General features: G+C 69.1%; 21 protein-coding genes. 12 read left to right on the top strand and 9 right to left on the bottom strand.

Annotation, left to right across the window (positions count from 1 at the left end):
• Window positions 1-37: 37 nt before the first annotated feature.
• Both AB0E69_RS15495 and AB0E69_RS15490 read right to left on the bottom strand, forming a co-directional pair.
• Window positions 38-829 (bottom strand): N-acetyltransferase, encoded by a 792-nt coding sequence (locus AB0E69_RS15495; RefSeq protein WP_360144940.1) that lies wholly within the window; start codon window positions 827-829, stop codon window positions 38-40.
• Between the two features lie 52 nt (window positions 830-881).
• On the bottom strand, window positions 882-2288 hold the full coding sequence (locus AB0E69_RS15490) for a PLP-dependent aminotransferase family protein (RefSeq protein ID WP_360144937.1): 1407 nt from the start codon (window positions 2286-2288) through the stop codon (window positions 882-884).
• Between the two features lie 82 nt (window positions 2289-2370).
• Between AB0E69_RS15490 and AB0E69_RS15485 the strand changes: the two genes are divergently transcribed.
• Together AB0E69_RS15485 and AB0E69_RS15480 are read left to right on the top strand one after the other, a co-directional pair.
• A complete protein-coding gene (locus AB0E69_RS15485) occupies window positions 2371-3657 on the top strand; it encodes an FAD-binding oxidoreductase (protein WP_360144934.1) in 1287 nt (428 codons plus the stop codon).
• 7 nt (window positions 3658-3664) lie between these two features.
• Window positions 3665-4168: a tetratricopeptide repeat protein gene (locus tag AB0E69_RS15480; protein ID WP_360144932.1), complete on the top strand. Its 504-nt coding sequence runs from the start codon at window positions 3665-3667 to the stop codon at window positions 4166-4168.
• On the opposite strand, the gene AB0E69_RS15475 is transcribed toward AB0E69_RS15480, so the two are convergent.
• The 3 genes from AB0E69_RS15475 to nhaA all read right to left on the bottom strand — a co-directional run bounded on the left by AB0E69_RS15475 (window position 4165) and on the right by nhaA (window position 7510).
• Window positions 4165-5016, bottom strand: coding sequence for an SAM-dependent methyltransferase (locus tag AB0E69_RS15475; RefSeq protein ID WP_360144929.1), 852 nt, complete (start codon window positions 5014-5016; stop codon window positions 4165-4167). The genes AB0E69_RS15480 and AB0E69_RS15475 overlap by 4 nt on opposite strands.
• 101 nt (window positions 5017-5117) lie before the next feature.
• Window positions 5118-5555: a rhodanese-like domain-containing protein gene (locus tag AB0E69_RS15470; RefSeq protein WP_360144926.1), complete on the bottom strand. Its 438-nt coding sequence runs from the start codon at window positions 5553-5555 to the stop codon at window positions 5118-5120.
• 65 nt (window positions 5556-5620) lie between these two features.
• Entirely contained in the window at window positions 5621-7510 is a 1890-nt protein-coding gene (gene nhaA, locus AB0E69_RS15465; RefSeq protein ID WP_360144923.1) for a Na+/H+ antiporter NhaA, read from the bottom strand.
• A gap of 162 nt (window positions 7511-7672) precedes the next feature.
• Here nhaA and AB0E69_RS15460 point away from each other — a divergent pair, with 162 nt between their 5' ends.
• The 3 genes from AB0E69_RS15460 (at window position 7673) to AB0E69_RS15450 (ending at window position 10380) form a co-directional block, all read left to right on the top strand.
• Window positions 7673-8371, top strand: coding sequence for a GAF and ANTAR domain-containing protein (locus tag AB0E69_RS15460; protein WP_360144920.1), 699 nt, complete (start codon window positions 7673-7675; stop codon window positions 8369-8371).
• Window positions 8372-8544: 173 nt separating this feature from the next.
• Window positions 8545-9690 (top strand): ROK family transcriptional regulator, encoded by a 1146-nt coding sequence (locus AB0E69_RS15455; RefSeq protein WP_360144917.1) that lies wholly within the window; start codon window positions 8545-8547, stop codon window positions 9688-9690.
• Between the two features lie 36 nt (window positions 9691-9726).
• Window positions 9727-10380 (top strand): GNAT family N-acetyltransferase, encoded by a 654-nt coding sequence (locus AB0E69_RS15450; RefSeq protein ID WP_360144914.1) that lies wholly within the window; start codon window positions 9727-9729, stop codon window positions 10378-10380.
• On the opposite strand, the gene AB0E69_RS15445 is transcribed toward AB0E69_RS15450, so the two are convergent.
• The 4 genes from AB0E69_RS15445 to AB0E69_RS15430 all read right to left on the bottom strand — a co-directional run bounded on the left by AB0E69_RS15445 (window position 10324) and on the right by AB0E69_RS15430 (window position 11944).
• Window positions 10324-10860 (bottom strand): CGNR zinc finger domain-containing protein, encoded by a 537-nt coding sequence (locus tag AB0E69_RS15445; protein WP_360144911.1) that lies wholly within the window; start codon window positions 10858-10860, stop codon window positions 10324-10326. The two genes, AB0E69_RS15450 and AB0E69_RS15445, sit on opposite strands and share 57 nt — an antisense overlap.
• Before the next feature lie 11 nt (window positions 10861-10871).
• On the bottom strand, window positions 10872-11051 hold the full coding sequence (locus AB0E69_RS15440) for a hypothetical protein (RefSeq protein WP_360144908.1): 180 nt from the start codon (window positions 11049-11051) through the stop codon (window positions 10872-10874).
• Entirely contained in the window at window positions 11045-11557 is a 513-nt protein-coding gene (locus AB0E69_RS15435; RefSeq protein WP_360144905.1) for a hypothetical protein, read from the bottom strand. The genes AB0E69_RS15440 and AB0E69_RS15435 overlap by 7 nt, the downstream gene beginning before the upstream one ends.
• Before the next feature lie 129 nt (window positions 11558-11686).
• Entirely contained in the window at window positions 11687-11944 is a 258-nt protein-coding gene (locus AB0E69_RS15430; RefSeq protein WP_360144902.1) for a hypothetical protein, read from the bottom strand.
• On the opposite strand from AB0E69_RS15430, the gene AB0E69_RS15425 reads away from it, so the two are divergent.
• From AB0E69_RS15425 to AB0E69_RS15395, 7 genes are all read left to right on the top strand, one after another.
• On the top strand, window positions 11919-12530 hold the full coding sequence (locus AB0E69_RS15425; RefSeq protein ID WP_360144899.1) for a hypothetical protein: 612 nt from the start codon (window positions 11919-11921) through the stop codon (window positions 12528-12530). The genes AB0E69_RS15430 and AB0E69_RS15425 overlap by 26 nt on opposite strands.
• A 126-nt stretch (window positions 12531-12656) precedes the next feature.
• The gene (locus tag AB0E69_RS15420) at window positions 12657-12812 is read left to right on the top strand and encodes a hypothetical protein (RefSeq protein ID WP_360144896.1); all 156 of its coding nucleotides are present in this window, start codon (window positions 12657-12659) and stop codon (window positions 12810-12812) included.
• Entirely contained in the window at window positions 12782-14356 is a 1575-nt protein-coding gene (locus AB0E69_RS15415) for an N-acetylmuramoyl-L-alanine amidase (RefSeq protein ID WP_360144893.1), read from the top strand. The genes AB0E69_RS15420 and AB0E69_RS15415 overlap by 31 nt, the downstream gene beginning before the upstream one ends.
• Window positions 14357-14435: 79 nt before the next feature.
• The gene (locus AB0E69_RS15410; RefSeq protein ID WP_360144890.1) at window positions 14436-14930 is read left to right on the top strand and encodes an NAD(P)H-dependent oxidoreductase subunit E; all 495 of its coding nucleotides are present in this window, start codon (window positions 14436-14438) and stop codon (window positions 14928-14930) included.
• Window positions 14927-16531: an NADH-ubiquinone oxidoreductase-F iron-sulfur binding region domain-containing protein gene (locus AB0E69_RS15405; protein ID WP_360144887.1), complete on the top strand. Its 1605-nt coding sequence runs from the start codon at window positions 14927-14929 to the stop codon at window positions 16529-16531. Before AB0E69_RS15410 ends, AB0E69_RS15405 begins: the two co-directional genes overlap by 4 nt.
• Window positions 16528-19344 (top strand): formate dehydrogenase subunit alpha, encoded by a 2817-nt coding sequence (fdhF, locus tag AB0E69_RS15400; protein ID WP_360144884.1) that lies wholly within the window; start codon window positions 16528-16530, stop codon window positions 19342-19344. The genes AB0E69_RS15405 and fdhF overlap by 4 nt, the downstream gene beginning before the upstream one ends.
• Window positions 19341-19556 carry a formate dehydrogenase subunit delta gene (locus AB0E69_RS15395; protein WP_360144881.1) on the top strand — a complete coding sequence of 72 codons (216 nt, stop codon included), beginning with the start codon at window positions 19341-19343 and terminating at the stop codon, window positions 19554-19556. The genes fdhF and AB0E69_RS15395 overlap by 4 nt, the downstream gene beginning before the upstream one ends.
• Window positions 19557-19567 lie beyond the last annotated feature (11 nt).

Here is a 19567-nt window from a genome sequence, read left to right as displayed (position 1 = left end):
CTCGCCGATGTGGCGACGCTGATCGTGGTGCTTCTGCTCAGGGCAGAGGCTTCACGCGGTAGTGGTAGCGGGAGACGGTCTGGAAGCCGAGGCGGTGGTAGAGCTCGAGGGCGGGGCGGTTGTCCTCGAGGACGCTCAGCCAGACCCAGCGGATGCCCTGTTTTGTTGCTTGGCGCAACAGTCCGGCGATGACCGCCTGGGCCAGGCCCTGGCGCCGGAAGTTTTCGTCGACGGCGAGGCAGTACAACCCGGCCGAATCATCCACCAGCGCAAGCCGCCCAATCGCCTTCAACCGCTCCGGGGAGAAGCTGTCCGCTCCCACGTGGGGCGGGGCGGGGTGGTGGGGGATTGCGGCGTAGAGGGCTTGGGTTTGGGTGAGGGTTTGGTGGGCGGTGGCTTTGGCGGTTGCGTTGCTCCCGTGGCCGTCTGTGTGCCACCAGAAGTCGGTCCAGGAGTCGGACGGCAGGGTGGAAATATTCACCGGGGTCGACAGGTCAGGCAGGTTGCCGAGGACGGTGGAGAGCTCGGCGCACTGGACCAAGGTCGGGTTGCGGACGGTGTAGCCGCGGGTGGCCAGGTGAGCGTCCAGGGTCGCGGGTTGGGCGACCGGGCTGATCTGGAAGGACGGGGTGATGGCGTGGGCGGCGTACAGGTTTTCCACGTAGTCCAAGGCACGGTTCAGGTCGGACGGCGCCTTGGAAGGGAGGACGGAGTTGGCGCGGAGGGTGACGCCGGCGTTGCGGCGGACGAGCCAGCCGTCCAGTTCGGTGCTGTCGGCGGCCGGCCAGGCCTGGTTCATCAGGAGGTTCATCCGAGCTGCGGCGATCACTCCGACAACGGTAGAACCCAACGGATCAAATTGCAACGAATTGGATAATTATTCACGAGCGACGCCGGCGCAGCTCCGCGACCGCGGCCGCCAGGAGATCGATGCCTTCGACAACTTCCGACCGGTTCAGCGACCCGTACCCGAACACCAGCCCGGCCGGCCCCGCCCCCGAGACCCAGTACGGCGCCAGCCCGTACACCCCCAGCCCCCGCTCCCGCGCCGCCGCCTCCACAGCCGACTCGTCGAGGTCCGCAGGCAAGTAACTCATCACGTGCAACCCAGCCGACACCCCCACCGGCTCCAGCTCCGGCAGCCGCACAGCCAACCGCTCGACCAACGTGTCCCGCAACTCCCGGTACCGCGGCCGCATCCGCCGCAGATGCCGGTCGAACTCGCCCCGCGCGACGAAGTCCGCAAACGCCAGCTGGTCGAAGACCGGCGACCCGCGATCGTCCATCAGCTTGGCCCGCGTCATCGGCTCCACGAGCCGATCCGGCAGGATCAGCCACCCCAATCGCAACCCCGGCGCCAGCGTCTTGGACGCAGTCCCGGCATACGCGACCCGATCCGGCGCCAGCCCCTGCATCGCGCCCACCGGCTCCCGGTCGTACCGGTACTCCGCGTCGTAGTCGTCCTCGATCACCAACCGATCCGCACGCCCCGCCCACGTCACCAACGCCGCCCGGACCGAAGCCGACGCCACCGCTCCGGTCGGGAACTGATGCGCCGCCGTCACCAGCACCACATCCGCCCCAGACCGCTCCAGCGCATCGACATCGACCCCCGACTCGAGCACCGGTACGCCGACCACCTCCAGCCCGACCGCCGCCGCAACCTCCCGCAGGTCGTTGTCCGACGGATCCTCGACCGCGAGCCGGCGGTACCCCGAAGCGACCAGCACCTGTAGCAGCAGCCGCGATCCCTGCGCGAACCCGTTGCAGATCAGCATGTTCTCCGGCCGAGCCGCAGTACCGCGCACCCGGTTCAGATAGTCCGCCAGCGCGGTCCGCAGCTCGATCGTCCCGCGCCCGTCGATGTAGGCAAGGCTCCGGTACGGCGTCTCGTTCAGCACCCGGCGGATCGAGCGCAGCCAGGCGACCCGCGGGAACTGCGACACATCCGGCCGGCTGTACCGGAAGTCGATCCGCGGCGGCCCACTCGCCGCGGCCGGCGCAGCCGTCGGCTCGACCACCGAGACATCGGCGACCTGGGTGTACCCGCCGGCCTGACTCACCAGGTACCCCTCGGCGACAAGCTGCTGGTACGCCTCGACCACGACCCCGCGCGACAGCCCCAGATCCTGCGCCAGAGCGCGCGTCGACGGCATCACGGTGTCCGGCCGCAGCAGACCGGCCCGGATGCGGGTCCGGATCCCGCTCTCCAGCTGCTGGTGCAGCGGTACGCCGTTCTCCCGGTGGAGCTCGACCAGCAATTCGCCGGTCCCAGAACTGGTCCTCATTCGGCTCACGGAACTGGACCTTATCGGAGTACCGCTTCGCTGTCAGGGTGGAAGACACCACCCCGAGAGAGAAGAGAGACCGATGACCACCTTCCTGCGCCCCGGAGACGCCGGGTACGACGCCGCCCGCAGCGTCTGGAACGCGATGATCGACCGCCGCCCGGCGGTGATCGCCCAGTGCACGAGCACCGCGGACGTGGCCGAGGCCGTGAAGTACGGGCGAACCGAGGGCCTCGAGATCGCCGTCCGCTGCGGCGGCCACAACATCGCCGGTCTCGCCGTACCCGAGGGTGGGCTGATGATCGACCTCACCCCGATGAACGCCGTCCAGGTCGATCCGGAGCAGAAGCTCGCCTGGGTCCAGGGCGGGGCACTGCTCGGCGAGCTCGACAAGGCGGCGCAGGTGCACGGCCTGGCGACGACCGCGGGCAACGTCTCGCACACCGGCGTCGGCGGCCTGACGCTCGGCGGCGGGATGGGCTGGCTGGCCCGGCAGTACGGCATGGCGTGCGACAACGTGGTGTCCTACGAGGTCGTCACCGCGGACGGGACGGTACTGACGGCCAGCGCGGACGAGAACGCCGACCTGTTCTGGGGCCTGCGCGGTGGCGGTGGGAACTTCGGCATCGTGACCCAGTTCGAGTTCCGGCTGCACCAGGTCGGGACACGGGCGCTGTCGGTCGAGCTCACGTTCCCGCGGTCGGCCGGCTTCCACGTGCTGCGCGGGTGGCGCGACCTGAACGCGACCGCGCCGCGGGAGGCGACCTTCACCGCCAACGTGACGCCGGACGCCGTCATCGTCGGGTACGTCTGGGTCGGCGAGGGCGGGTACCAGCTGCTGCCGGCGCTCCGCGCGCTCGGCCCGGTCGTCGACGAGAGCATCGAGGAGACGACGTACCTCAAGCTGCAGACCCGCGACGACAGCCTCCAGGGCCACCGGTTCCGCCGGTACTGGAAGGGTCACCTCTTCAAGTCGCTGCCCGACGAGGCGATCCACGCGCTGCTCGGCACGCCCGGAGCTCGCGCGAGCCTGCAGGCGTACGGCGGCGCGATCGCGGACGTGCCGGACGAGGACGCGGCCTTCAGCCAGCGGGACACGCTGTTCGAGTTCGTGACGTCGGCCCGCTGGGAAGACCCGGCCGAGGACGAGGCCAAGATCGCCGGGCTACGCGCGTACGCTGCCACGCTCGCGCCGTACGCGAACGGCGCCTACGTCAACACGCTCAACGGCGACTCCATCCGCCGCGCCTTCCCGCCGGCGAAGCTGGACCGGCTGATCGCGCTGAAGACGGCGTACGACCCCGAGAACGTCTTCCACCTGAACCAGAACATCCGCCCCGACCAGATGCCCACCGACAACGCGGCATGATGGACACGTGACGAGCGAACTAACGCCCGAGCTGGCCAAGACGATCGACGACGCGTTCGCGCGGCGGGACCGCGGGAACATGCAGCCGACGATCGACTTCTTCGAGCGCCTGCTCACCGAGCACCCGGACAACGCGTACGTGCTCTACGAGGTCGGTGGCGCGTACGACACCGACGGCCAGGAGGAGCGCGCGATCGGGTACTACGAGCGCGCGCTGCCCGGGCTGACCGGGGACACCCGGCGCAAGTGCCTCCTGCAGTACGGGAGCACGCTACGCAACCTCGACCGCTTCGACGACTCGCTGGACGTCTTCAAGCAGGCGTGCGCCGAGTTCCCGGAGTCGGACTCGCTGCGGGTGTTCAAGGCGCTCACGCTGCACGCGGCCGGTCGCAAGGACCAGGCGCTCGCCACCCTGCTGCTCGTCATCGCCGACCGGGTCGACACCGCCGAGATCAAGCGGTACGAAGCCGCCATCCGCGGCAACGCCGACTACCTGGCGAACCTTCGTTAGTCCTTGCGCGCGACCGCTGCGTAGATCAGGTGGCGCACGTCGGCCTCGAACTCCTCGTCGTGATCCGGGGAGAGGGCACTCGGCGGGTGCCAGTCGACGACCGGGACCAGGCCGGGCGGGAGGAGCTCCAGGTCACCGAACAGGGCGGTGATCTCCGCGGGGGTGCGGAACCGCAGCGTCGGGAAGGTGGTCTTCACCTTCTCCATCAGCGCGTCGGCCACCTGCGCCACCGGACCACCGTCTCCCGGGTTGCACGCGTGCGTGACCGCCAGGTAGGAGCCCGCGGGCAGCGCGTCGACGTACCGCCGGACCACTGCCCGGGTCTCCTCGAAGTCGCCGATGTGGTGCAGCATCAGACCCATCACCAGCGCGACCGGCTCGCCGGCGGCCAGCAGCTTCGCGACCGCGGGATCGGCCAGCACGGCCTCCGGGTCGGTCAGGTCTGCCGCGGTGAACTGGGTCCGCTCGTTGTCCACCAGCAGCGCCCGCCCGTGCGCGACGACCGACGGGTCGTTGTCGATGTAGACGACCGAGGCGCCGGCGTTGACCTTCTGCGCGACCTCGTGGGTGTTCTCCGCGGTCGGCAGCCCGGAGCCGGCGTCGATGAAGCGCTCGATCCCACACTCGCCGGCCAGCCAGGTGACGACGTCGCCGAGCCAGCGCCGGTTCGTCCGCGCCCAGATCGGTGCTTCCGGCGCGACCTCCATGATCTGCTCGGACAACGCCCGGTCGGACGCGTAGTTGTCCTTGCCGCCGAGGAAGAAGTCGTACACCCGGGCGACGCTGGGGCGGGTCGTGTCGATCCCATGCGCAACCAGACCCGTGTCGTCCTGCGGCCGGTGCGTCATAGCTTCAGATTAACGTACAGAGAGTCAACCTTTCACCACGCCGGGTTCGAACTCCGTTAAAACTCGGCGGTCGAAACCCCAACAACTACAGGCGAAACGGTTCAGCAGGCACAGGCGACACCCCGCGGAGCGGTCAACGGGTCGGGCAGGCGGCGGTCGATTCCGTCGGCTGTCTCAACGGGTAATCCTTCGCGGGTCCAATACTCGAAACCGCCGGGCATTTCCTGGACCGAATAACCGAGTTTGGCAAACTCCAACGCCGCCCTGGTCGCGCCGTTGCACCCGGGACCCCAGCAGTACGTTACGACCCGCGTCCCGGCCGGTACGACGGACGCCGCCCGCGCGGCGATCTCCCTGGTCGGCAGGTGGACCGCGCCCGGGACATGACCCTGGTCCCAGCTCTCCTGGCTGCGACTGTCGATCAGCACCCAGCCGGTCGCGCCGGCGCCGATGTCGGAGGCGACGTCCGATACGTCCGTCTCGTACGCCAGCCGCCCGGCGAAGTGCGCGACGGCGGCCTCAACACTCTGTTCGCTCATGCAGCCCAGCGTCGGCCACGGCGCCGTACGACGGAAGTGGCAGAAATGACCTAGTGCGACAAGATTCAGCCACCGCGGTGGGCGGTGATCTTGGCGCGGGCGCGGGCCACCTTGATCGCCTGCTTCAGCGTCTCCACGTCGTACGCGCCGTAGTGCCGCTGGCCGTTGACGAAGAAGGTCGGGGTGCCGGAGACGCCGCTGGTGTCGGCAGACTCGACGTCGGCGGCGACGCGGGCCGCGGCCACGTGCCGCTTCACGTCGTCGTGCAACCGGTCGGCGTCCAGGCCGAGCTGGCGCGCGTACCCCATCAGGTCGGCCGGCTGCAGCTTGTCCTGGTTCGCGAGGAGGAGGTCGTGCATCTCCCAGAACGCGCCCTGCTCGCCGGCCGCCTCGGCGACCTCGGCGGCGATCTGGGCCCGCGGGTGGACGTCTGAGAGTGGTAGGTGCCGCCAGACGTAGCGCAGGTCGTCGTCGCGGAGGAGGTCGCGGACGACGGGCTCGGCGAGGCCGCAGTACGGGCACTCGAAGTCGCCGTACTCGACCAGGGTGACCGAGGCGTTCTCCGGGCCGCGGATGTGGTCACGCTCCGGGTCGACCGGTTCGGTGAGGTCGACGAGCTGCTCGGCGTCGCCGAGGAGCGCGTAGGCCCTCTTCGGCGGCGAGAGGAGCTTGGCGGCGCGGAAGACGAGCCAGGTGAGCGCGGAGGCCACGATCACGGCGGAGAGCAGGCCGACCTTGGCCTCGGCGAGCTGGCGGCCGTCGAAGGCGATCGTTGCTATCAGCAAGGAGACGGTGAAGCCGATACCGGCGATGGTGCCGCTGCCGGCGACGGCGGCCCAGCCGACGCCCGCGCGGATCCGGCCGCGGGTGAGGCGCTCGAGCAGCCAGGACACCGAGGTGACGGCGAGCGGCTTGCCGACGACGTACCCGATCAGGATGCCGAGCGTGATCGGGGCGGTGTAGGCGCTGCCGAGGAAGGCCGCGTCGATCGTCACGCCGGCGTTGGCGAGGCCGAAGAGCGGGACGATCAGGTAGCTGGTCCAGGGGTGGTACAGGTACTGCAGGCGCTCGTTCGGCGAGATCGTCGTGGTCAGGCCGATGGTCGCGGACCGGGCCAGCTCGGGGGTCGGCTGTTCGCGGAACAGGCGGAAGCGGCCGGTGGCTTCCTCGAGCTCTTCGCGGCCGGGTGAGTACGCCGGCGCGGTCAGGCCGATCGCGAGTCCGGCGACCACTGGGTCGACGCCGCTGGTGAGCAGGGCGGACCACATCAGGACGCCGAGGATGACGTACACCCAGGCCTTGCGGACGCGCAGCAGCGAGAGGACCAGGACGACGGCGAACGCGGCGATCGCGAGAACGAGGGGCATCATCTTGATGTCGTCGCTGTAGACGACCGCGATCACGACCAGGGCCAGCAGGTCGTCGACGACGAAGACCGTGAGCAGGAAGATGCGGACGCGGTCCGGTACGCCGCGGCCGACGAGCGCGAGCAGGCCGAGGGCGAGAGCGGTGTCGGTGGACATCGCAACGCCCCAGCCGTGCGAACCCGGGCCGCCGGCGTTGAAGGCGAGGTAGATCAGCACCGGCGCGATCATCCCGGCGACGCCCGCCAGCATCGGCAGCACGAACCGGCTGCGCTCCCGCAGGTCGCCGAGGTCGAACTCGCGCCGCGCCTCCAGGCCGACCACCAGGAAGAACAGCGTCATCAGCCCGCTGTTGATCCACTCCCGCAGATCCAGGCTGAGATGGTCGTGCCCGAGCCCCAGCGAGAACTCGGTCCGCCAGAAGTCGTCGTACATCCCGGGCGCGAGGTTGGCCCAGAGCAACGCGAGCACGATCGCACCGGCCAGCACGCCGGAGCTGCCCGCCTCGGTCCGCAGGAACGCCCGCAGCGGAGCCGCGAACTCCCGCCGCCAGTTGGTCCGCCCGCTCAACAGACCGGAGAAGTCCGCCACGAGCCACACTGTAACCAGCCCGGGGAAACCTTGTCGGCGGGGACCGGTCAACAGTTTGGTGGACGGGCTAACAGTTTGCCGGGATTGGGCTGCATGATGTGTCCTGCGGATCACTCCAGAGGCGGGGGTGCCCGAGTCCTGAGCACGCCTGGAGAGATCCTCTTGACCGAGCCCGACCTTGCCGCTTCGGCGGACACTTTCGCGCGGCTGGCGATCGAGCTGCACGACGCACCGGGGGTCGACGAAACCGTCGATGCGGTGGTGCAGTTCGCGTTGCAGGCCTTGAACTGCACGTACGCCGGCGTCGCGCTGTACACCCGTGGCTCGCGGGCCGAGATCGCGGCGGTGACGGCTCCGGTCGTCGCCGACGTCTACCAGTTACAGATCGACTCCGAGAGCGGACCGTTGGTCACCACGATGCGGGAGCGGACCACGATCCTGATCCGCGACACCTACACCGACGACCGCTGGCCGGAGTGGGCGGCGAAGGTCGCGGCGCTCGGGGTTCGCAGCGTTCTCGACGTACCGTTGAGCACCGGTGACGGACCGCGACGGACGGTCGGCGTGCTCGGCCTCTACAGCCCGGACCCGGACGCGTTCTCCCCCGACGACGAGGCGATCGCGCACATCCTCGCCCGGCACGCGTCGGTCGCGCTCGCCTCCGCGCGGCACGAGGAGACGATGGCGCAGGCCGTCGACGCCCGGAAGCTGGTCGGCCAGGCGATGGGCATCCTGATGGAACGCTTCGACGTCGACGGGGACCGCGCGTTCGCGATTCTGAAGCGGTACTCCCAGGACACCAACACCAAGCTGCGCGACGTCGCGCAGCACCTGGTGGACACCCGCAAGCTGCCGCACTGAATCTGACAGCGTTGTCCCGGCGCCGGACGACGGAATCCGTTGCATACTTCGAGAAGAACTGGGTACCGCGCGCTACGGGTGGTTGATCTTGACGCCGGGATTTGTGCGGCCAGAACCGCGGACCGGGTCACGTCCCGGCGTCCTCACCCTCCACGCACGATTACGCTGACCAAATGGGAGTTTGGCGGCCGCTGTCCGGTCCGTCGCGGCAGGTCGCGCTGGAGATCCTGCTCGACGGGCCGTTGTCGCGCGCCGAGCTGTCCCGCCGGGTCGGCCTCTCCCCGGGCAGCCTGACCCGGCTGACCAAGCCGATGGTCGAGTCCGGACTGCTCGTCGAGGTCGCCGGCGGCCCGACCGATGCCCGCGTCGGCCGCCCCTCGCAACCGCTCGACCTGGACGCGGACGCCCACCACTTCGTCGGGATCAAGCTCACCGGCGACTCGGCGATCGGCGTCCTCACCACGCTGCGCGCCGAGGTGATCGCGAGCGTCTCCCGCCCGTTGGCCGACCCGACTCCTTCGGTCGTGGCCGACGTGGTGCTCGAGCTGACCGACGAGCTGGCGGTTCAGGTGCCTGGCGGTACGCCGCTGACCGGCATCGGCATCGCCGTCGGCGGCCGGGTCGCGAACGGGTCGACCGTGACCTGGGGCCCGTACCTCAACTGGGTCGACGTACCGTTCGGCGACCTGCTTGCCGCGCACACCGCCGTACCGGTCGTGCTCGCGAACGACCTCACGTCGCTGACCGAGGCGACGCATTGGTTCGGCGCCGGCCGGAGCGCGGACCGCTTCGTCCTGCTGACCGTCGGCGCGGGGGTCGGGTTCGGCCTGGTCGTCCACAACCGGATCGTCGACAGTCCCGACGTCAGCCTCGGCCTGATCGGTCACTACCCACTCCTCCCCGACGGTCCGCGCTGCGACCGCGGTCATCGCGGCTGCGCGCTCAGCCTGCTCACGGTCAGCGCGATCACCGACCAGGTCGGTACGGCGCTCGGCCGCCCGGTCGGGTACGACGATGCCCTGGACCTCGCCGCGAAAGGCGAGCCCGCCGCGCGCGACATCATCGCCCGCGCCGGCCGGGCCTTCGGCAAGCTGATCGCCGCCGCCTCCAACTTCACCCTGCCGGAGCTGGTCGTGCTCGGCGGCGAAGGCGTCCGGCTGGCCGAGGTCGCGCACGACGACCTGCTGGCCGGGCTGCACGCCGACCGGCACCCGTCTGCCGCCGAGCTCCCGATGGTCCTGCAGCCCGCCGACTTCACCGAATGGGCCCGGGGTGGGGCGGTGGTCGCGATCCAGACCTTCGTTCTCGGCATCGAGTAACTGACTAAAGCTCGATAGTCAGTTACACTCGCCGGCATGGAACAGCTGGTGAGGCGATGGCTGGACGGCTGGCGGCTGTGCCGCGGGCTGGACCCAGTGACCGAGGACGACGACGCATACACCGCCGTACTGCGGTTGCCCGGTCGCGAGCGCGAACTGTTCGCGCGGACCGATGACGCCGGGACGATCGCCCGGCTCGAGACCCGCCTGACGTCGGACGCCTGGCTGACGGTGACGACCGCCGACGGCGAACGTATCGCCAAGGAACTCGAGGCGGCCGGGTTGCGGCCCTTCGCCGAGCAGAAGACGTTGATGTCGATCGACCTGCAGGCTCATCCCCTGGCGTCGGCCTCCAGCGAGTGCGAGGGACCGTTGGAGTACGTGAAGGTCGTCATCGACGGCACGACGGCTGCGCGCGGCATGATGGCGGTCATCGGGTCCGATGCGGTGATGCACGACATCCAGACCGATCCGGCGTACCGGCGGCGCGGGCTCGGCAGCGTGGTGATGGGTGCACTGGCCGAACGAGCGCTGGAGCGCGGTGCGACCACCGGACTGTTGATGGCGACGACCGACGGGTTTCACCTCTACCGCAAGCTCGGCTGGTTGCCCGAGGCCACGATGATCACCGGTCTACGCGCTCCGCGCCCGGTGGGCGGCGACCTTGGTCCGGTTCTGGCAGGCCGTTGAGCAGAACCGCTGCGTCCGGTTCCGGGTCGAGTCCAGGAACAGGTCGTCGCAGCGCGTCGCCTCGCACCGGCGTACCCGCTCGACCTCGTCACTGCCCAACAGCATCGCCACGGCGGTAGCGAACTCGGCCAGCCAGCCGGACGCCTCGTCCGGATTCCCGAAGTGCAGGTGCCACGGCGCTCCCTCGTCGCGGGTCAGCTGCGGGGTCGCACGGGTTTCCCGGAGCAGCTCGTTGACCAGCGCACCGGCCCGATCCAGATCCGGAAGCCCGTCCAGCGCGTCGTACAGGACACGGGCGCCGGCCTCGTAACCCGCGGGATCGACCGGACCGGAGCGGTTCGTGGTGAGCCGCAGTACCGCGTCGATCGCCGCCTCATCCGGCGGCACGGCTGCCCGGCCCTGGCGTTCGCCGGACCCGAAGGTGTTTGCCAGCGCGATCGCGGCAACGAGCGACGCCTTCAGATGGTCGGTGGCTTCCACCGCTCCAGTATTCAGCCCCGGGTGTTCTCGGTCCCCTTCGCCACCACGGCGCCGGGCTGCGACTTCACTGCGCCGGCATTCACCGGCCCCTTCGTACCCGCGGGCAACGACCCGTCCGACACGAGCCGCGCGGCGTCAGCGGCATCAGCAGGCATTGATTGCTGCGCCGTACGTTCCTCCGCGGTCAGCATCCGCCCGTCCGTCCGGACCTCCTGCCGGATCGTCTCGATCTCCTCCAGCCCCGCACCGAACGCCCGCCCGGCGATCTCCCGGGACTTCGTCCGCTGCTCTTCTCGGAGAAGCCGCCGAGGTCGACCATTCCGGCGTAGTGCTTCCACATCGCCTGCGCGACCCGCAGCTGCGCACCGCCTTGCTGCTCCTTCGGCAGCTCGTTCATCAGGCCGGTCGGCTCGACGACGATCGCGGTCAGCACCCGCCACTTCCACGCCGGATTCTCGACCGCGAGCAGCCGCAGTACCTCGGCGCCACCGCGACCGGAGGCCTCGCCGGCCAGCCGGGTGATCTCCTCCGCCCCCGGGGTGAACTGCGGGTACGTCGACGGCTCCCGCAGCTCGGGATCGGTGATCCCGGGACAGATCTCCTCGATACCGAGCCGCTCGAGGAACTCGTCGAAGTGCTGGACGGCGTACGCCTCGGTGACGCCTTCCTCGAGCGCCTGGACCTCGGCGTAGGCCATCTCGCTCTCGGCCTCAGCGTGGGTCGTGCCGGCCCGGCTGATCAGATGGATGTGCTCGTGGAAGAGCGTCTCCAGGGCACGCCGGATGTGCAGCTTCTCCTCGCGGCCCAGCTGCTTGCCCTGGTTGGCCTACATGTGCCGCAACCAGTGCTCGACGTACCCGTAGTTCAGCCGGAGCCCCTGCTGCCAGGTTGCCTCGCCGACGATGTTGACGCCGCGGATGTGCCGGACGTTCTTCGGATCCTCGCCGTTGTAGTTCGAGTGGTTGCCGCGGGTGAGCCCAACGACGATCTCCGCGGCGCGGCCGACCAGCTCGTCCCAGTTCTCCGGATGCTTGTGCCGGGGCGCGGCCGGATAGTCCTTGGCGCCTTCGCGGGTCCGGTCCACGACATCACCTCCCACCGATCTGGAGCGGATCAAGGACGCCGGCCTCGACTTCCCGTTGTTCGTGAAGCCCGGCAACGGCGGCTCCAGCTACGGCGTGACTCGCGCGACCGACCTGCCGCCGCTGACGGCCGCGATCGCCGACGCCGCGATGCTGGACCCGAACGTGCTCGTCGAGCGGGAGATCGTCGGCCGCGAGCTCGACCTCGACGTCCTCGAATTCCCGGACGGGCGGATCGAGGTCGCCCCGGCGCTCGAAATCCACCCAGATCCGGCGCAGCCGTTCTTCAACGCGACCGCGAAGTACGACAGCAGCGCGACGCGGTTCGTCATACCGGCGCCGCTCGAGCCCGAGTTGGCCGAGCGGTTGCGTCGTACTGCGGTCGACGCCTTCGAGGCGCTCGGGTGCGCGGGGCTCGCCCGCGTCGACTTCTTCCTCCCGGCCGAGGGCGAGCCGGTGGTCAACGAGATCAACACGTTCCCCGGGTTCACGCCGGCATCGCAGTTCCCACGGATGTGGGCCGCCGCCGGCCTGTCGTACGTCGAGGTCGTCGACACCCTGATCCGCACGGCGGTGGCACGCGGATGACCGCCTGTGGCGTCCGCGTGCTGCCCGCTGCGGGTCGGTGGCAAACGTGGCTGAGGTGATCGGGTGAACCTTTCCACCTGAATTGCAGGTGTTGCCGGTAAAGATCTACCGCGCTGTCATGCGAACATGACTCCGCCCACACTGCGTCGCCGCCGCCTACTGCTCGCGCTGCCCACTGCCGCGCTCGCCGCCAAGTTCTCGCTCCCCACGCTGCCCGCCCAGGCTGCGAAGGCACTGAAGAAGAAGCCTGAGTGCGTGGCCGACCTGATCAGGCCGTCCTGATGGCCAGCATTCCGTGGCTCGCCGACCTCCTGCGCGCAGCCGGCCTGCAGGTCGTCGAGGAAGGCAACTGGCAGGGTCGTGGGGTGTCCGGATCGTTCAACCCGTTCGGCGTGCTCTGGCACCACACCGCCGCCAAGTCGAGCCCGACCAACCCCGCCCCAGCGCTGGGTATCGTCATCAACGGCCGCTCCGACCTGCAAGGGCCGTTGGCGCACGCGTTGGTCGACTACAACGGTGTCTTCCACATCGTCTCCGCGAACCGCTGCAACCACGCCGGTCCGGCCCGCGCCAGCGGCCCGATCCCAGCCGGCGACGGCAACACGATGCTGGTCGGCTGGGAGATCGACTACGCGGGCGACCAGAGCAACATCGGGCTGGTGCAGCAGATGACACCCGCGCAGTACGACGCCTCGCTCCGCGCGACTGCCGCCGTACTGACGCAGTTCGGCCGGGACTCCAGCTACGCGCGCGGTCACCGGGAGACCAGTACGACCGGGAAGATCGACCCGTCGTTCGTCGATCTCGACGTGATGCGGGCGGACGTCGCCGCGCTGATGGCGAGCGGCGGCGGGGTGACCGGTCAGGCGTACCGGTACCTCGACCAGCAGCACGTGACCGCGGTCAGCACGGCCGGGACGTTGACGAACCTGATGTGGTCGCCTGCTACCGACAAGGTCGCTCAGGACTGGGGCAGCCAGAAGCTGGTCGGGAAACCGATCGGGTACGTCCACAACGGGCAGCAGCACGTGTTCGCCCGGAGCAGCGAGAACACGATCAGTCACTGGTGGCAGGCCGGCACCGGAGCGCCCGTCCTCGATCACTGGGGTACCGAGGGCCGCGTGATGTCGAGCCCGTCCGGGTTCGCGTACCAGCGACAGCAGCACCTCTTCTACCGGAACCCGGACGGCAACCTCGAGCACAAGTTCTGGGACCAGGGGACGGACCAGATCACCACCGGAGTGTGGGCCGGGGGCACGTTCGTGGGCGATCCGTTCGCGTTCGTGCACCGGGACCAGCAGCACATCTTCGCCCGCGCGACCGACAGCTCGCTGCACCACTGGTACTGGAAGCCGGGCAGCGATCCGGCGCACGACAACTGGGGCGTCACCTCAGGGGTCGCGTCGAACCCCACTGGTTTCAGCACCGGGTCGCAGCACCATGTCTTCTTCCGGAACACCGACGGCCAGCTGCAGCACCGATTCTTCGACGACGGATCCGGGCAGCTGCTCGGTGACGTCTGGTCGGGCGGACCGTTCGTAGGGAACCCGCACGCGATCGCGCACAAGGGCCAGCAGCACGTGTTCGCTCGCACGACCAACGGGGACCTGCTGCACTTCTACTGGTCACCAACAGTCGACCCACCGCAGTCCGACAACTGGGGTGCGGTCGGAGTGGTCACCGACGACCCGTTCGGTCTTTCGACGTCGGACGCCCACCACGTCTTCTACCGGATCGCGAACGGGTCGATCGAGCACCGCTTCTTCATCGACGCGGAGGCGCGGCTCGTCACCGACAACTGGGGTGGTTCGGTGGCGGCCGGCTAGGAACCTGATAGGTGCCGGCTATCGGGTGATAGGCAGCATTGCTTTGACCGGGACGCCGGGGCGACGGAATGTTGTATACATGACGAGAGAGGTCGTGGCCGCCGCCCCCGTCCCGGTCCCCGGGCGTGCCCAGCGAGTGCGGGAGATTGCTGGTGAGTTGCGTGGGCTTCGGGGGGCGCTGATACCGATCCTGCATGCGGTGCAGGAGGAGCTCGGGCACGTCGCTCAGGATGATGTCGCGGTGGTGGCCGACGTACTGAACCTGTCGGTGGCCGAGGTGCACGGGGTTGTCACGTTCTACAAGGACTTCCGGCGGGCGGCTCCTGGGCGTACGACGGTTGCGGTCTGTCAGGCGGAGGCTTGCCGGGCTGTTGGTGCGGTGGAGCTCGCTGACTACGCGCGGGTGCGGGTCGGGTGTGGGTTTGGAGAGACCTCGGCCGACGGGCGGATCACGCTCGACGAGGTGTTCTGCTTCGGGAACTGTGCGCTGGGGCCGGCGGTGCAGGTCGGCTCGAAACTGCACGGCCGGGTGACGCCTGCGCGTCTCGATGCTCTTCTGGGGGAGGCGCTGTGAGGGTCTTTGTACCGCGTGATTCGGCGGCCCGTTCGGTGGGGGCGGATGAGGTAGCCGAGCGGATCGCTGCGTTCGCCCAGAACCGTGGTGGACAGCAGGACGCTGACCTGGCCCGGGACGGCGGGGGTGGCGCGGGTGGCGGGGGTGGCGGGGGTGGGGCTGGGGCGGGTGCGGTGGGGGTTGAGGTGGTGCGGAACGGGTCTCGGGGGATGTTGTGGTTGGAGCCGTTGGTGGAGGTGGAGACGGCTGCGGGGCGGGTGGGGTACGGGCCCGTTGCGCCCGAAGACGTTGATGGGTTGATTGCCGGTGGGATGTTGGCCGGCGAGGGTGAGTCGTTGGGTTTGGTGGAAGAACTGCCGTGGATGCGGCGGCAGGAGCGGTTGACGTTTGCGCGGGTTGGAGTGGTGGATCCGCTGTCGACCGTGGACTACGTGGCGCACGGTGGGATGGCTGGGTTGCGGACGGCATTCTCGATGACGCCGGCCGAGGTGGTCGAGACTGTGGTCGAGTCGGGGTTGCGTGGGCGGGGTGGGGCCGGGTTCCCGACCGGGATCAAGTGGCGGACGGTGCTGGGTGCCGAGTCCGAGCTCAAGTTCGTTTGCTGCAACGGTGACGAGGGTGACTCCGGTACGTTCGCGGACCGGATGCTGATCGAGGGCGATCCGTTCACGTTGATCGAGGGGATGACGATCGCGGCCTACGCGGTCGGCGCGTCGGAAGGGTACGTGTACCTGCGGTCGGAGTACCCCGACGCCGTCGCGACGCTGAAGGCGGCCATCGAGCTCGCCCGCGCGGAGGGCTGGTTGGGGCCGGACGTCCTGGGCTCAGGGTTCGGCTTCGACCTGCACGTCCGGGTCGGCGCGGGCGCGTACATCTGCGGCGAAGAGACCTCGATGCTGGAGAGTCTCGAGGGCAAGCGCGGCATGGTTCGCGCCAAGCCCCCGATCCCTGCCCTGGAAGGGCTTTTCGGCCGGCCGACCGTCGTCAACAACGTGTTGTCGCTGGCAACGGTTCCGACGATTCTCGCGCACGGAGCCCAGGCTTACGCGGCGTACGGGACCGGCCGCTCGCTCGGCACCAGCGTCTTCCAGCTCGGTGGGAACGTAGCGCGCGGCGGCATCGTCGAGAAGGCGTTCGGGATAACGCTCGGCGAGCTGGTGAACGACTTCGGCGGCGGTACGTCGTCCGGCCGCCCGGTGCGGGCCGTCCAGGTGGGTGGTCCGCTCGGTGCGTACCTGCCGGTCGAGCGGTTCGACCTGCCGATGGACTACGAGGAGTTCGCCAAGGCCGGCGCGATGGTCGGGCACGGCGGGATCGTGGTGTTCGACGAGACCGTGGACATGGCCGCGATGGCGCGGTTCGCGTTCGAGTTCTGCGCGGCGGAGTCGTGCGGCAAGTGCACACCGTGCCGAGTCGGCGCCGTCCGCGGCGTCGAGACCATCGACCGGATCGTAGCCGGCACTGACCGGGACAAGAACCTCGTGGTCCTCGAGGACCTGTGCGAACTGATGACCGACGGCTCGCTCTGTGCGATGGGTGGGCTCACACCGATGCCGGTACGTAGTGCCGTCCGCCATTTCGGAGAGGACTTCAACGTATGACGCTGCTCAAGGAGCCCGATTTCGGTACGCCGGCTCGATCTGGCGAGGCGACCGTCTCCGTCGAGATCGATGGTGTGACCCTCAAAGTTCCACCGGGGACGTCGGTGCTGCGGGCGGCGAAGGAAGCGGGCGTCGACGTACCGAAGCTGTGTGCGACCGACAACCTGAAAGCGTTCGGATCGTGCCGGTTGTGCGTGGTCGAGATCGACGGCGTCCGCGGTACGCCGGCCTCCTGCACGACGCCGGTCGGCGACGGCATGGTCGTCCACACCCAGAACGAACGGCTCGGCAAACTGCGCCGCGGGGTGATGGAGCTGTACATCTCCGATCACCCGCTGGACTGCCTGACCTGCTCGGCGAACGGCGACTGCGAGCTGCAGGACATGGCCGGAGTGACCGGGCTGCGCGAGGTGCGCTACGGCTCGGGTGTCGAGGCCGGCGCGAACCATCTGGATCTGGAGACCGACAAGTCCAACCCGTACTTCGACTTCGAGGCGTCCAAGTGCATCGCGTGCTCGCGGTGCGTCCGCGCCTGCGACGAAGTACAGGGCACGCTGGCGCTGACGATCGAGGGGCGTGGGTTCGATTCCAAGGTCGCGGCCGGTGCCGGGGTGTCGTTCTTCGAGTCTGACTGCGTCTCGTGCGGTGCGTGCGTGCAGGCGTGCCCGACCGCGACGCTGCAGGAGAAGTCGGTGGTCGAGCTCGGGATGCCGACCCGGACCGTGCTGACCACCTGCGCGTACTGCGGGGTCGGGTGCTCGTTCAAGGCCGAGCTGCGCGGTGACGAGCTGGTCCGGATGGTGCCGTACAAGAACGGCGGCGCGAACGAGGGCCACTCGTGCGTGAAGGGCCGGTTCGCGTTCGGGTACGCCTCGCACCCGGACCGCGTGCTCGAGCCGATGGTGCGGGACACGATCGACGAGCCGTGGCGCACGGTGTCGTGGGAGGAAGCGATCGGCTTCACCGCGCGGCGGCTGCGGGAGATCCAGGCGTCGTACGGCCAGGGGTCGATCGGCGCGATCACGTCGTCGCGGACCACGAACGAAGAGGTGTACGCCGTCCAGAAGATGGTGCGGGCGGTGTTCGGGAACAACAACGTCGACACCTGTGCACGGGTCTGCCACTCGCCGACCGGGTACGGGCTGAAGCAGACGTTCGGCGAGTCGGCCGGGACGCAGGACTTCAAGTCCGTCGACGAGTCGGACGTGATCCTGGTGATCGGGTCGAACCCGACCGACGCGCACCCGGTGTTCGGGTCGCGGATGAAGCAGCGGATCCGGCAGGGCGCGAAGCTGATCGTGATCGACCCGCGGCGGATCGACCTGGTGCGATCGCCTCACGTCGAGGCGGCGTACCACCTGGAGGTCAGGCCGGGGACGAACGTGGCGATCATCAACGCGCTCGCCCATGTGGTGGTGACCGAGGGGCTGGTGGACCAGGACTTCGTGGATCGGCGGTGCGAGGACTTCGACACCTGGGCGTCGTTCATTGCGCAGCCGGAGAACAGTCCGGAGGCACTGGCCGAGATCTGCGGCGTACCGGCATCGACGATTCGCGCGGCGGCGCGGTTGTACGCGACCGGTGGGAACGCGGCCATCTACTACGGGCTCGGCGTCACCGAGCACAGCCAGGGCTCGACCATGGTGATGGGGATGGCGAACCTGGCGATGGCGACCGGCAACATCGGCCGCGCCGGCGTCGGGGTGAACCCGATGCGCGGGCAGAACAACGTGCAGGGGTCGTGCGACATGGGGTCGTTCCCGCACGAGCTGCCGGGCTACCGGCACGTGTCGAACGACGACGTACGGTCGATCTACGAGCACCTCTGGGGTACGCCGATCCTGAACGAGCCCGGCCTGCGGATCCCGAACATGTTCGACGCGGCGATCGACGGGTCGTTCAAGGCGCTCTTCGTGCAGGGCGAGGACATCGCGCAGTCGGACCCGAACACGCAGCACGTGGTCGCCGCGCTGGGTTCGCTGGACCTGCTGGTGGTGCAGGACCTGTTCGAGAACGAGACGGCCAAGTTCGCGCACGTGCTGATGCCGGGAACGTCGTTCCTGGAGAAGGACGGGACGTTCACGAACGCCGAGCGCCGGATCAACCGGGTCCGGCCGATCATGGCGCCGCGGACCGGCAAGCAGGAGTGGGAGATCATCTGCGAGCTCGCGCAGGCGATGGGCTACCCGATGCACTACGACTCGACGGCCGAGATCATGGACGAGATCGCGATGACGACGCCAACGTTCATGGGGGTCTCGTTCGCGAAGCTGGACGAGCTCGGGTCGATCCAGTGGCCGTGCAACCTCGAGCACCCGGCCGGTACGCCGATCATGCACGCCGACGAATTCACCCGCGGCAAGGGGCGGTTCATGGAGACGGTGTACGTGCCGACGTCGGAGCGGTCGACGCGGAAGTTCCCGCTGATCCTGACGACGGGACGGATCTTGTCGCAGTACAACGTCGGGGCGCAGACGCGACGTACGGCGAATGTGGCCTGGCATGCGGAGGACGTGCTGGAGATCCATCCGCACGATGCGGAGGTCCGGGGGATCACGGACGGCGATCTCGTCGGCCTGTCGAGCCGGGTCGGGCGGACTGAGCTGCGCGCGAAGGTGTCGGACCGGATGCCGGTGGGCGTCTGCTACACCACCTTCCACCATCCGGTGTCGGGCGCCAACGTGGTCACCACCGACAACTCGGACTGGGCCACCAACTGCCCCGAGTACAAGGTGACCGCCGTCCAGGTAGACCTCGTCCCTTCGTCTGCCGCGGCGACCCGGGAGCCGGTAGTTGCCGGAGGCACCCGATGAGTGGTTCCCTGCCGCCCCACGTCCGGCTGGCCAACGAAATATCCGCCCAGTTCGCCCACCGCCCACCCCAGGCCGCCGCTACCGCCGTCGCCAACCACATCAAGGCGGTCTGGGATCCCCGCATGAAAGCAGCCCTGGTTGCCCACGCCGCCTCGGGTGCGACCGACCTGGACCCCATAGCAGCACTCGCCGCCCAGCAGCTCACGCCGTGACCAACCCCACA

It is taken from the genome of Kribbella sp. NPDC026611 (assembly GCF_040638345.1).
GTDB lineage: Bacteria > Actinomycetota > Actinomycetes > Propionibacteriales > Kribbellaceae > Kribbella.
Note: the sequence above shows the minus strand (reverse complement) of the source record. Positions and strands in the feature narration are given on the sequence as shown.

Coding starts and splice junctions, on each gene's coding strand:
- AB0E69_RS15450 (WP_360144914.1), top strand. CDS start 9,727: ATGGAACAGCTGGTGAGGCGATGGCTGGACGGCTGGCGGCTGTGCCGC.
- fdhF (WP_360144884.1), top strand. CDS start 16,528: ATGACGCTGCTCAAGGAGCCCGATTTCGGTACGCCGGCTCGATCTGGC.
- AB0E69_RS15440 (WP_360144908.1), bottom strand. CDS start 11,051: ATGCTGACCGCGGAGGAACGTACGGCGCAGCAATCAATGCCTGCTGAT.
- AB0E69_RS15395 (WP_360144881.1), top strand. CDS start 19,341: ATGAGTGGTTCCCTGCCGCCCCACGTCCGGCTGGCCAACGAAATATCC.
- AB0E69_RS15490 (WP_360144937.1), bottom strand. CDS start 2,288: ATGAGGACCAGTTCTGGGACCGGCGAATTGCTGGTCGAGCTCCACCGG.
- AB0E69_RS15485 (WP_360144934.1), top strand. CDS start 2,371: ATGACCACCTTCCTGCGCCCCGGAGACGCCGGGTACGACGCCGCCCGC.
- AB0E69_RS15435 (WP_360144905.1), bottom strand. CDS start 11,557: ATGGCCTACGCCGAGGTCCAGGCGCTCGAGGAAGGCGTCACCGAGGCG.
- AB0E69_RS15475 (WP_360144929.1), bottom strand. CDS start 5,016: ATGACGCACCGGCCGCAGGACGACACGGGTCTGGTTGCGCATGGGATC.
- AB0E69_RS15455 (WP_360144917.1), top strand. CDS start 8,545: ATGGGAGTTTGGCGGCCGCTGTCCGGTCCGTCGCGGCAGGTCGCGCTG.
- AB0E69_RS15470 (WP_360144926.1), bottom strand. CDS start 5,555: ATGAGCGAACAGAGTGTTGAGGCCGCCGTCGCGCACTTCGCCGGGCGG.
- AB0E69_RS15410 (WP_360144890.1), top strand. CDS start 14,436: ATGACGAGAGAGGTCGTGGCCGCCGCCCCCGTCCCGGTCCCCGGGCGT.
- AB0E69_RS15420 (WP_360144896.1), top strand. CDS start 12,657: ATGACTCCGCCCACACTGCGTCGCCGCCGCCTACTGCTCGCGCTGCCC.